This is a genomic window from Neptunomonas phycophila, from assembly GCF_001922575.1.
GTDB classification, from domain to species: domain Bacteria; phylum Pseudomonadota; class Gammaproteobacteria; order Pseudomonadales; family Balneatricaceae; genus Neptunomonas; species Neptunomonas phycophila.
The window spans coordinates 1,944,267-1,956,406 of the sequence record NZ_MRCI01000001.1 but is presented as its reverse complement, the minus strand read 5'-3'; the positions used below and the strand labels follow the sequence as shown (position 1 = coordinate 1,956,406).

Annotated in this window: 12 protein-coding genes; 6 read left to right on the top strand and 6 right to left on the bottom strand. The window is 45.7% G+C overall.

Annotation, left to right across the window (positions count from 1 at the left end; genetic code table 11):
• Nucleotides 1-34 precede the first annotated feature (34 nt).
• Genes tpiA through gap form a run of 4 tightly spaced genes read right to left on the bottom strand, consistent with a single transcriptional unit; the run spans nucleotide 35 to nucleotide 4,608 of the window.
• Nucleotides 35-790 (bottom strand): triose-phosphate isomerase, encoded by a 756-nt coding sequence (gene tpiA, locus BS617_RS08935; RefSeq protein WP_075172479.1) that lies wholly within the window; start codon nucleotides 788-790, stop codon nucleotides 35-37.
• A gap of 14 nt (nucleotides 791-804) precedes the next feature.
• A complete protein-coding gene (eno, locus tag BS617_RS08930) occupies nucleotides 805-2,103 on the bottom strand; it encodes a phosphopyruvate hydratase (RefSeq protein ID WP_075172478.1) in 1,299 nt (432 codons plus the stop codon).
• A 34-nt stretch (nucleotides 2,104-2,137) separates the two neighbouring features.
• Nucleotides 2,138-3,586 carry a pyruvate kinase gene (gene pyk / locus BS617_RS08925; RefSeq protein WP_075172477.1) on the bottom strand — a complete coding sequence of 483 codons (1,449 nt, stop codon included), beginning with the start codon at nucleotides 3,584-3,586 and terminating at the stop codon, nucleotides 2,138-2,140.
• An 8-nt stretch (nucleotides 3,587-3,594) separates the two neighbouring features.
• On the bottom strand, nucleotides 3,595-4,608 hold the full coding sequence (gene gap / locus BS617_RS08920; protein WP_075172476.1) for a type I glyceraldehyde-3-phosphate dehydrogenase: 1,014 nt from the start codon (nucleotides 4,606-4,608) through the stop codon (nucleotides 3,595-3,597).
• A 401-nt stretch (nucleotides 4,609-5,009) separates the two neighbouring features.
• Between gap and BS617_RS08915 the strand changes: the two genes are divergently transcribed.
• The 6 genes from BS617_RS08915 (at nucleotide 5,010) to BS617_RS08890 (ending at nucleotide 9,512) form a co-directional block, all read left to right on the top strand.
• Nucleotides 5,010-5,894: a DMT family transporter gene (locus BS617_RS08915; RefSeq protein ID WP_075172475.1), complete on the top strand. Its 885-nt coding sequence runs from the start codon at nucleotides 5,010-5,012 to the stop codon at nucleotides 5,892-5,894.
• A 100-nt stretch (nucleotides 5,895-5,994) separates the two neighbouring features.
• Nucleotides 5,995-6,483: a YaiI/YqxD family protein gene (locus BS617_RS08910; RefSeq protein ID WP_246283235.1), complete on the top strand. Its 489-nt coding sequence runs from the start codon at nucleotides 5,995-5,997 to the stop codon at nucleotides 6,481-6,483.
• A gap of 122 nt (nucleotides 6,484-6,605) precedes the next feature.
• Nucleotides 6,606-7,256 carry a class I SAM-dependent methyltransferase gene (locus BS617_RS08905; protein ID WP_075172474.1) on the top strand — a complete coding sequence of 217 codons (651 nt, stop codon included), beginning with the start codon at nucleotides 6,606-6,608 and terminating at the stop codon, nucleotides 7,254-7,256.
• A gap of 110 nt (nucleotides 7,257-7,366) precedes the next feature.
• Nucleotides 7,367-7,876, top strand: a complete 510-nt coding sequence (locus BS617_RS08900; protein WP_075172473.1) for an RNA methyltransferase — start codon at nucleotides 7,367-7,369, stop codon at nucleotides 7,874-7,876.
• Nucleotides 7,877-7,890: 14 nt separating this feature from the next.
• Nucleotides 7,891-8,298, top strand: coding sequence for a GNAT family N-acetyltransferase (locus BS617_RS08895; protein WP_075172472.1), 408 nt, complete (start codon nucleotides 7,891-7,893; stop codon nucleotides 8,296-8,298).
• 161 nt (nucleotides 8,299-8,459) lie between these two features.
• Nucleotides 8,460-9,512: an acyltransferase family protein gene (locus tag BS617_RS08890; RefSeq protein WP_075172471.1), complete on the top strand. Its 1,053-nt coding sequence runs from the start codon at nucleotides 8,460-8,462 to the stop codon at nucleotides 9,510-9,512.
• A gap of 106 nt (nucleotides 9,513-9,618) precedes the next feature.
• Here BS617_RS08890 and BS617_RS08885 read toward each other — a convergent pair whose 3' ends face one another.
• Entirely contained in the window at nucleotides 9,619-11,121 is a 1,503-nt protein-coding gene (locus BS617_RS08885; protein WP_075172470.1) for a CoA-acylating methylmalonate-semialdehyde dehydrogenase, read from the bottom strand.
• Nucleotides 11,122-11,197: 76 nt separating this feature from the next.
• Nucleotides 11,198-12,097, bottom strand: a complete 900-nt coding sequence (gene iolE, locus BS617_RS08880; protein WP_075172469.1) for a myo-inosose-2 dehydratase — start codon at nucleotides 12,095-12,097, stop codon at nucleotides 11,198-11,200.
• Nucleotides 12,098-12,140: the final 43 nt, after the last annotated feature.

Sequence of the window (12,140 nt, the reverse complement as noted above, 5' to 3'; positions counted from 1 at the left end):
AAGAAATAAAAGAGCCTTACCTAAAAGAATGTGTTCACATATTTGCCGCTAAGCAAATAGAAACAAAACTATCGGCTTTGAGGGAAGCGCCGCCTATCAGTCCGCCGTTAATATCGGGTTGCCCAAATAACGTTGCTGCGTTATCTGCATTGACGCTACCGCCGTATAGAATGGATAAATCCGAGCCTATAGTTTCGTTATGTTCACGCACAAGACCTCGAATAAAAGCGTGTATGTGCTGTGCTTGCAGTGGTGTGGCGGTTTTACCGGAGCCTATTGCCCAGATAGGCTCATAGGCGATAACTCCTTTGGAGAGTGCCTCTACGCCAACAGCGTTAATAACTGCACTCACTTGCTCAGCAATAACTTGCTCTGCGTGGCCCGCTTCGCGTTGCTCAAGTGTTTCGCCAACACATAGCACGGGTATAAGGTCTGCCTCGAGTGCAGCGGCAAATTTATTGGCAACCACCTGGTCTGATTCATTGTGCATGGCGCGGCGCTCAGAATGACCTACTAATACAAAACGTGTTTTAAGGTCTCGCAGCATGTCGCCCGACACTTCGCCAGTGTAAGCTCCTTCTTTTGCGCAGCTCAGATCTTGAGCGCCCAATAATATTGGGCGACGGAAAAGCTTATCGCTAGTTTGCTGCAGATACGGAAAAGGGGGGCAAATAGCCACATCAACTTTTGTCAGAATAGGGAGCTTAGATAGAATCCCTTCTATTAAGCGGCAATTGGTTATTTTGGAACCGTGCATTTTCCAGTTCCCGATAACATACATTTTAGGCATATTAACTACTCCGCTTAACGTTGGCCTGGTAGTTCTGATCGCCCACGATAAGGAGCGCTTCCTGCGGTTTCCTCTTCAATGCGTAGTAGGCGGTTATATTTAGCGACACGGTCGGAGCGGCAAAGAGATCCCGTTTTTATTTGGCCTGCACAGGTTCCAACAGCAAGGTCTGCAATCGTTGTGTCTTCTGTTTCACCAGAGCGGTGGGAAATGACGGCGCGATAACCCGCATCTTGAGCCATTCGTATCGCGTCGAGTGTTTCAGTCAGCGTACCAATCTGGTTGAATTTAATCAGAATAGCGTTCCCAATTTTCTCATCAATGCCGCGTTTAAGAATTTTGGTATTGGTAACGAATAAATCATCGCCAACGAGCTGAGTTGTAGCACCTAACTTACGCGTTAAGTAATTCCAACCCGCCCAGTCAGACTCATCCAAACCGTCCTCAATTGAAACAATAGGGTGTTTGTCCGTAAGGCTGGCTAAATAATCGCTGAAGCCTTCGGCGTTAAATGTTTTCCCCTCACCGTTTAGCTGGTATTGCCCTTCGTTGTAAAACTCGGAAGCAGCGCAATCTAATGCTAGGGTGAAGTCATGACCTAAGCTGTATCCCGCTAGCTCGATAGCTTCGCGGATGACCACTAGGGCTTCTTCGTTACTGCTTAAATCCGGAGCAAAGCCGCCCTCATCACCAACCGCTGTATTTAAGTTGCGGCTCTGGAGGACTTTTTTTAGTGCGTGGAAAACTTCAGCGCCCATGCGAAGTGCTTCACGAAAACTGGTGGCGGACACCGGCTGGATCATGAACTCTTGGATATCAATATTGTTATCGGCATGCTCTCCGCCATTAATGATATTCATCATGGGAAGTGGCATGCTGAACTGTCCAGGTTGTCCGTACAATTCAGCTATATGCGCATACAAAGGAATGTTAAGGTCAGTAGCGGCCGCTTTTGCGCAAGCCAGTGATACCGCTAAAATTGCATTAGCCCCTAAATCCGATTTGTTCTCTGTGCCGTCCATTTTGCACATAGCATCATCTATTGCGCGTTGGTTTCTGGCATTTAAACCTTTGAGTACTTCGCAAACGCGATTGTTAATATTATCTACGGCTTTTTGGACACCTTTTCCCAAATAGCGACTCTTATCTCCATCGCGTAGTTCAAGAGCCTCGCGGGAGCCTGTGCTAGCACCTGAGGGCGCACAGGCGGTGCCAACAATACCGTTTGTTAGTATTACATCGGCTTCAACAGTGGGGTTGCCGCGAGAATCCAATATCTCGCGGGCTTTAATTTCCTGGATGATGCTTGTCATTTTTATAAGTTCCGGGATCATTTTTAAAACGGATTTAGTGAATGTCGCTACCTACCTTAACGACTTTCATTGTGTTGGTTCCGCCCTGTGCGTTGACATAGTCACCTTTGGTAATGATAACGAGATCGCCTTCTTCAACCACGCCACGACTGACTAGCTCGTCGACGGCTAAGCGGTTGATTTGTTCGTTAGGGATATCGTCAGCATTAAACGGCACGGTTTTAACGCCGCGGTAAATGGTGACTTTGTTTTGGGTACGCGGATGACGTGAAAAGGTAAAAATCGGTTGGCGAGATCGAATACGTGACATTAATAACGGAGTTGCACCTGTCTCACTCATGCAGATGATCGCCTTAACACCCTCTAGGTGATTAGCTGCATACATCGCGGATAGGGCAATCGTCTCGTCTACGTAAGTAAACGCTTCATTGATTCGGTGCTTAGAGGTTTTACTGTGCGGGTGGCGTTCTGCGCCCACAATGACACGTGCCATCGCCTCTACCGTTTCGATAGGGTAATCACCGGCCGCCGTTTCGCCTGAAAGCATGACGGCATCAGTACCATCTAACACCGCATTCGCGACATCGAATACTTCAGCGCGTGTAGGAAGAGGGGCATGAGTCATCGATTCCATCATTTGTGTCGCTGTAATGACAAATCGGTTAAGTGTGCGCGCACGGTCGATGATCAGCTTTTGTACGCCAATCAGTTCGGCATCACCAATCTCTACGCCCAGGTCCCCACGAGCAACCATCACACCATCAGAGGCTTTTATAATACCGTCAAGGGTTTCTACATCGGCTACTGCTTCGGCGCGCTCAATTTTAGCAACTAGCCCAGCGTTGCAACCGGCTTCTTTCATCAAACGGCTGGCTTCTTCCATATCAGCGGCATCACGAGGGAAAGATACTGCTAAGAAATCAACACCGATCTCAGCCGCAACATAAATATCGCGCTTATCTTTTTCTGTTAATGCTGCCGCGGATAGGCCACCCCCTTTGCGGTTGATGCCTTTATTGTTTGAGATAGGCCCGCCCACTAATACGTGACAGTGAATCTCTTGGCCTTCCACAAACTTAACCTCAAATTCTAATCGGCCGTCGTCTAGCAACAGGATATCGCCAGGACGAGAGTCAGCGACAAGCTCTTTATAATCGATACCTACGCGCTCGGACGTGCCTGCATCACGATCAAGGTCTGCATCTAGAATAAAGTTTTGGCCGTTCTTGAGGATCTCTTTGCCATTTGCGAAGCGAGAAATACGAATTTTAGGGCCTTGCAGATCGCCTAAAATGCCGACAAAGCGTTTATGTTTAGCCGCAAATTCGCGTACCAAGTTAGCTCGCTCTTTGTGGTCTTCTGGGCTTCCATGCGAAAAATTCATGCGGACTACATTAACGCCCGCGATGATCAAGCCTTCAATAGCCTCAGGGGAGTTAGTTGAAGGGCCTAACGTAGCGACAATTTTAGTTCTGCGTTGCATGAGAAACCTCAGTGTGATGCGTTCATCAATGCTAGGGTGTTATCCAGCATGCGGTTAGAGAAGCCCCATTCATTGTCATACCATGACATGACTTTGACTAAACGGCCGTTAACTCGCGTTTGGCTCGCGTCAAAAATAGAAGAGGCAGGGTTGTGGTTAAAATCAACAGACACTAGCGGTAGAGAGTTGATTTCTAAAATGCCTTTTAACGCGCCGTTAGCGGCCTTGCTTAGAATGGAGTTCACTTCTTCTACAGTGGTGTCGCGACTTGCTACAAAGCTTAAGTCAACCAATGAAACGTTGATGGTTGGAACGCGAACAGCCATGCCATCCAATTTCCCGTTAAGTTCTGGTAACACTAAACCAACGGCAGCGGCAGCACCTGTTTTTGTCGGGATCATTGAATGGGCAGCTGCACGAGCACGATATAAGTCTGTGTGATATACATCGCTTAGCTTTTGATCGTTAGTGTAAGAATGGATAGTGGTCATCAAGCCGTTTTCTATGCCTAACTCATCATTTAGCGGTTTAGCGATCGGGGCTAAACAGTTAGTAGTGCAAGAAGCGTTAGAAATAATTTGGTGATCGGCATTTAATAAGTGGTGATTGATGCCGTGAACAACGGTTAAGTCTGAATCATTAGCAGGTGCAGAAATGATTACCTTTTTAGCACCGGCTTCGATGTGGGCTGCGGCTTTTGCTCGGCTTGTAAATATGCCAGTGCACTCGTATACGACATCGATGTCGTTTTCGCCCCAAGGAAGATCGCTTGGGTTGCGTTCAGAAGTGATTTTAATGATGTCACCATTGACGATGATGCTGTTATCGCCAAGCTCTACTTCACCATTGAACCGGCCATGCACGGTATCAAACTTTAAGAGATGCGCATTGATCTCCGCATCGCCTAAATCATTGATAGCGACGACTTGGATTTGTTCACGGTAGCCAGACTCATATAAAGCTCGCAACACGTTACGACCAATACGTCCAAATCCGTTAATAGCAACTTTAATTGTACTCATGGTGACTCCTGTTATTTTTTTTGATTCACGCATCAGTGTGTTGAGTGACTGATTTGTGAAACGTTTATTTTATATAATACATTATTGGAATTAACATTCTAATAATTATGTAGTTAGTTAACGCACTTTTGGGCTATAGCCGATTTTAAGAAAGCCACTGAGTGCTTAATATGTAGTAAAATAACATAATAAATGTTCTTTTTGTAAGCGCTTAAGCTTAAATTTTTGTTTTATTACGAAAAGATTTTGTTTGAGTTACAAGTTTCATGTACTGGCTTGTTACAATGGCTTACGGGAATAAATATTTCATTTTGAAAATCAAATGCTTACAATCGAACATTAATGAAAATAAATAAACATTAACGAACGTCTGATGCATACATATTGAAAAGAAGGGAATTGTGAATCTAACCAATGCTACTAAATCAGATTGCATTCTAGTGTGCGTAACCTTGCTCGCCGCTGCGGGATGGATTTTTTCAAAAGAGGCTCTTTCTGGTTTACCTCCTCTTTTTTTTATTGGCTCGCGCTTTTTGATCGCAGGTCTAGTCTTAACGGCTTTCGGATGGAGGCCTTTGTCGAGATTGGGGCGTCGAGGCTTACTCAGAACAGCGTTGGTCGGGTTATCGTTTGGCGTAGCGATGATTTTTTGGATCTTAGGTTTACATTACGCTAATCATATTGGTGTAGGGGCTTTTATTACCAGCTTGGGTGTTATTTTAGTACCCGTTGTGGCGCTATTTTTTGGAGACACACCCAGCAAGGCTATTTGGCAGTCATTACCTTTTGCCATTGCGGGCTTGGCAGCCTTATCATTGGATAGCCACTTTATTATCGGGTTTGGAGAGTTTTGCTTTCTTTTGTCGGCTGTCTTTTTTGCGTTCACTTTTAACCTTAATAGCCGCGCCGCTGCTAAAACGTCGCCTATAGCATTAGCGGCGATTCAATTAATAGTGGTGGGTCTCGTTGCTCTTCCCGTTTCGTATGTAAGTGAAAGCTGGGCATTTGATGTGAGTACTTCAATTTGGGGTTGGTTTTTTGCCAGTATCTTTATTGCCACTAGCTTACGTTTTTTTATGCAAACATGGGCGCAAAGCTTATCAACCGCCAGTAACGCTGCAGTTATTATGACATTAGAACCCGTCTGGACAGCCATGCTAGCCGCGTTGTGGTTCGGTGAAACTATGTCGTTCATGCAGTTATTAGGTTGTTTGTTAATTTTTAGTGCTTTATTAGTCAGCCGTTGGCGTAGTGTTCGGCAGGTGTTGAGATCTCTGCTCAAATAAAATTGATGACGGCGCTGCCGTAAAAATGACACTCCATTTATTTGAATTACCTTGTGGGCCAATGGCTGTATAATCCGCGCGTTTGTACGGCGTAAACCAAATGGACGTTATGATGAGCGAAGCTAAAAGACCGGTTCAAATATGGGTAGATGCTGATGCATGCCCAAAAGCGATGAAAGAGATTCTGTTTCGTGCAGCAGAGCGCGTGGGTATTATGACGACACTAGTTGCTAACCAGTCTCTACAGGTGCCTCCGTCTCGATTTATCAAAGCGAAAACGGTGCCAACAGGTTTTGATGTAGCGGATAACGAAATAGTGCGCCAAGTGCTCAAAGGGGATTTAGTGATTACCCAAGACATTCCGTTGGCTGCTGAAGTCATGGAAAAGGGAGCCGATGCGCTGCACCCGCGTGGTGAGATGTATTCTCGCGAGACTATCAAAGCAAAAGTGACTATGCGTGATTTTAATGAAACCCTAAGAGCCAGTGGTATTCATACTGGAAAGACGGCAACGTTAGGGCCAAGAGAAAAGCAACAGTTTGCAAATCAATTAGATAAATGGATAGTTCAGAATTTTTCTCATCGTTAGTCTTTAGACTATGTCGTGTTTAAATTCTATGTCAGTTGTTTAAATAGAGTACAATGGAAGCCTTGCTCAACGGTTAAGCTTCACTGAAAGCGCGCTGGGCTTCTCTTACCTTTAGGTACTTTATGTCCTCTCCACGTGTTAAGTATCAAACAATCGAGTTTGATAACACGGATATTCACGTGCGCTCTCTACGTGATAACCAAGAATTTTCCGATGATGATGGCATTGCCGAAGCATTAGGTATTTCGTCAGCTTCTTGGCCTTTATTCGGCGTTTTGTGGGATTCGGGTTTAGTCTTGGCGCATCAAATTAATACTCGTGAGTTCGCTGGTAAACGTATTTTAGAAGTCGGCTGTGGGTTAGCTTTAGCGAGCCTGCTGCTTAACCATAGAAAAGCCGACATCACAGTCACAGATTATCATCCCGAGGTGGGTGCTTTTTTGGATGTGAATACTGAACTTAACGGCGACCCTAACATACCATTTTACCGTGTTGGTTGGGCTGACGCCGCTAATGATATGGGTAAGTTTGATATTATCATTGGTAGCGATCTGCTGTATGAAGCTGAGCATATTGAGTTGTTAGCTGCATTTCTAAATCAGCATGCTAGTGAGCAATGCGAAATCATTCTTATTGATCCCGGTAGGGGGAATCACGCTAAGTTTAGTAAGCGAATGACGCACTTAGGCTGGGTGCATACTCAGGCTCGTCCTATCGAGTGCGACTACACGGTAAAGCCATTTAAAGGGCAAGTTCTTAATTATCAGCGATAGCGATATAGGCAGTGTGCAGTTTACTCGCCGCTATACCTTGGTTACTATCGACAGCCTTTTTATGGCCGTGCTGCCATTGGAAAAAGTAACTTTTGATGGAAGCTCTATATATGCCCGAACCTCGCGTTAGTATTGGCCTTGTTAACCCCAAAAGCCCAACCAATGTTGGGGCTGTGTTGCGGGCGTCTGGTTGCTTCCAAGCGGAGGCTGTTTTTTACACGGGCGAGCGATACGATAGAGCCGAGCGTTTCCATACCGATACTCAAAACAGAGCTCAAGCGATACCCTTGCAGCGAGTAGCGAATCTTATCGAAGCTGTCCCCCCGACCACTAAGGTGGTTTGTGTTGATTTGGTGGATGGTGCTGTGCCATTAACTCGGTTTGAGCATCCGGCTGAGGCGCTTTATATTTTTGGCCCTGAGGATGGAACGATTAGCCAGGACATTATTGATCGTGCTGATGATGTCGTTTACATCCCTGCTAATGGATGTCTGAATTTGGCCGCAACGGTCAATGTGGTCTTGTATGATCGCATGAGTAAAACGGAACATGATTTGGCTAATAATGATCAAATTCTAGCTATTCGAGACAGGAATAATCGTGTACGAGTAAAGTCGTGATTCAAGGGGATCGTATGCAGGTTGATATTTCGTTAACGGACGTTATTGCAACGGATGAAGTTATTGCTTTGTATCAAGCGAATGCTTGGTCGGCGGCTGATAAGCCTGAGTCGTTAATGGCCGCCTTACGCAATTCTCACTCATTAGTAACAGCCAGAATATCAGGGCGTTTGGTCGGGTTGGGTAATGCGATATCAGATGGGCATTTAGTGGTGTATTACCCACATTTTCTGGTTCATCCCAGTGAGCAAGGCAAAGGTGTCGGTAGGCTTATGATGGCAGCCTTACAAGACGTTTATGCTAATTTTCATCAGCAAATGCTAACGGCTGATGGTGACGCTGTTCGGTTTTATGAATCATTAGGGTTTGAGCGGGCGGGTAAAACGGAGCCTATGTGGGTATACGCAGGAAACGATCACTAACCTAATTGATCTGAAGAAAACCAATTTTGTATGCCTAGTGGAGATTTTCTGATCGTTAATCTTCATTAATACGGGTAAACACTCAATTCTCTCTTATAGTTATTAGTAAGCTTCACAGGTTGTGATAGGCTCTTTTGAGGAACTATTACAAGGAATGTGACATGTTTGGGGCTTACCGTGCTTTTTTGGCGATGGCCGTCGTTATACAACATCTGTTGTTGGTGCCCGTTATTGGGCAATATGCGGTACATGGCTTTTTTATTTTAAGTGGCTATCTAATGACCTATGTGATGCAGCACACATATGGTTATTCATGGATGGGCTACAAGCGTTTTGGTGTTAATCGTTTTTTACGTTTATACCCTGCTTATTGGGCTATTTTGTCGCTGTCGTTGGTGATTATTCTTATATTGGGTGAAGATATTACTCGAAGTTATCGCCGCTTTATTTATCTGCCATCGTCAGCACAAGAGTGGTTTCAAAACATTTCCTTGTTGTATTTCAGCGTATTTCCTGGGCAGGTCGAGCCCCGTTTTTCCCCTCCAACGTGGGCGCTAACAATAGAGTTAATTTTCTATGTACTCATAATGTTGGGTATCTCTAAAAATAGACAAATTACTTGGGTATGGTTTTATACAAGTGCGTTGTATATGGCGCTTACTCATATTCAACAGTGGGGTGATAGTGCTCGTTATTCATCAATATTGGCTGGCAGCTTACCGTTTGCGGTAGGTGCGTTGATTTATCACTATCGCCAACAATTAGAGACTAAGAGCATGTTCCTAGCGTCTAATTATGTAGTACTGGCTTTGCTTTTGGCTTTTATTATCAATGCCTTTTTAGCCGCTAGTATCCGATATGAAAGAGATGAGAGTGTGCTAATGGAGCTGGCTCACCATGTTAGCTTCTACCTTAATTATATGGTTAACGCTTTGCTGGTAGTTATGTTAATTAGAGGTCGATTCCCATTAGTTAACCGGCGAGTTGATGGCTGGTTGGGGGATTTAAGTTACCCTACCTATCTCTTTCATTGGCTGGCAGGGCTGGCTGTGTCGATGATGATTTGGGGCGAGCCGCTTAGAGGAGATTCGTATCAAGGGATCATTACTTTTGTGGGGGCTTGTCTATTGTGTGTTGTGTTATCGGTATTCATTACTTACGTTGTTGATAGGCCGCTGAAGCGCGTTCGTGCAGCCGTAAAAGCGTCAGCCTAGCGTTGTTGTGAATAAAAAAAGCCCATCTAAACGATGGGCTATAAAACCACTATCAATGATGTGGCAACAGAGCATTACTCTTCAGGCATGGAGAGCAAGGGACAACTTATTTCATGGTTGGCATTGAAAACTCAGCTCCAGCACGTAAGCCGGTTGGCCAGCGAGCGGTTACAGTTTTCATGCGCGTGTAAAAGCGAACGCCATCTGGGCCATGCATATGTAATGGACCAAACAACGAGCGTTTCCAACCACCAAAGCTGTGGAAGGCCATCGGGACTGGAATTGGCACGTTTACACCGACCATACCAACTTGGATTTCCTCGCAGAACTGACGGGCTGTATCGCCATCACGCGTAAAGATAGCGGTACCGTTGCCGTATTCGTGCTCATTGATCATTTGCACGGCTTCTGCATAGCTTTCGGCGCGGACTACACATAGAACGGGGCCAAAGATTTCTTCTTCGTAAATGCGCATACCGCGTTTTACGTTATCAAACAGGGTAGGGCCTACAAAGTAGCCATTTTCGTTCCCTTTGCATACAAACTCGCGGCCGTCGCGTAATAGGGTAGCGCCTTCTTCGACACCAGAGGTGATGTATTCTTTTACTTTGTCAGCATGGACTTTTGAGATAACAGGGCCCATATGTGCTTCTTCAGGTAAGCCTACACCCGGGCCCACACGCATAGTGTCTATTTCTTCACCGATACGTTTTACTAGGTTGTCTGCCACTTCATCGCCAACGCACACGGCAACAGAGATAGCCATGCAGCGCTCACCAGCCGAACCGTATGCGGCTCCCATAAGTGAGCCAACCACTTGTTCTGGATCGGCATCGGGCATAACAATCATATGGTTTTTAGCGCCACCGAGTGCTTGTACGCGCTTGCCGTTGGCTGATGCTGTCGAGTAAATGTATTCGGCAATAGGCGTTGAGCCTACAAAGCTTACGGCTTGTACACGATCATCGGATAAAAGCACATCTACCGATTCTTTATCGCCGTTCACTACGTTGAATACGCCTTCAGGTAGGCCCGCTTCTGTTAGCAGTTCAGCCAAGCGCAATGGCACTGAAGGGTCTTTTTCTGATGGCTTCATCACGAAGGTGTTACCGCAAGCAATAGCAACTGGGAACATCCACATAGGCACCATGGCAGGGAAGTTAAACGGTGCGATGCCTGCACAAACGCCAAGAGGCTGCATAAGTGACATGCTGTCCACACCACGGCCCACATTAAGGCTATGCTCTCCTTTTTGAAGGTGCGGAATACCGCAGGCAAACTCGACCACTTCTAAGCCGCGTGTTACTTCACCTTTAGCATCGGAGAAAACCTTACCATGCTCAGCCGTAATCATTTCTGCTAATTCATCGGCGTGCTGCTCTAGTAAGGCCTTAAATTTGAACATAACACGTGCACGATTAAGCGGTGTAACAGCACGCCATTTAGCAAAGGCTTCTTGTGCAGAGGCGATAGCTGCTCGCGTTTCATCAGCGCTGGACAACACGACTTGTCGGGTTTGTTCTCCCGTTGCGGGGTTGAACACCGGCGCTACTCGGCCGCTATTACTCTCTGTGTGTTGGCCATTGATGTAATTGCCTAGTGTATTCATGGATGTGTTCCTTCTTATTTGGGTAGCGCTGGCTTTTCGCTCAGCACTACTTTCATGATAAGTATCGTTATCTGCATTAATCGACGAGGTTTAATCCGGATTCCGCGCAGAATTTTTTAAGATTGTTAGCACCTAATGTCGCGTAGGTGAGCGGGTGTGCGACGGCAGGGTCTTGTTCGGCCTCAACAACTAACCAGCCTTGATAGTTCGAGGCTTTAAGTCCATTAAAGATGCTTAGATAATCAATAAAACCATCTCCAGGGACAGTAAACACACCGTTTAACATCGCATCAAGGAAACTCAAGTCACGGTTTTTGGCATCTTTGAGAACGGCTTCACGTAGGTCTTTACAATGAACATGGACGATGCGATCGGCATGTCTTTTTTGAACGGCGATCGGATCACCACCGGCAAATGTTAAGTGTCCTGTGTCCAGCAGCAGTCCAACGGCGGGGCTGGTGTACTTCATTAAAAGATCCACCTCGGCTTCGGATTCAATAACCGTCCCCATGTGATGGTGGTAGGCAATCTGGACACCTTGAGACAAGGTATATTCGGCAACCTTAGTGAGTTTTTCGCCTAATGCTGCTATCTCTGCTTCACTAATACGTGGGCGATGAGAGAGGGGAGTGCCCTGTTGACCATGAATACAGCCTGTTACCTCGCAGTAGACCATTACTTTTGCACCTAAGGTTTTTAATAGATGCAAATGATCTTCGATAGCTTCGATCTCTTCTTCGACGCTACGGGTTAGTAACTCACCGCTAAACCAACCAGAAACAAGATCTAGTTGGTGGCTGTCTAGAATGGGACCAAGCACTTCGGGTTGGCGTGGAAATTTATTACCTAGTTCAAAGCCTGAAAAACCAGCTTGTTTACCTTCACTTAGACAAACTTCTAATGGCGTTTCTGCACCCAGTGTTGGCAGGTCATCATTGGTCCAAGAAAGAGGGTTTATACCGATGCGTACACTCATTATTATTCTCCTGCAGCACTTTTATGGCTTACAAAATTAAGGC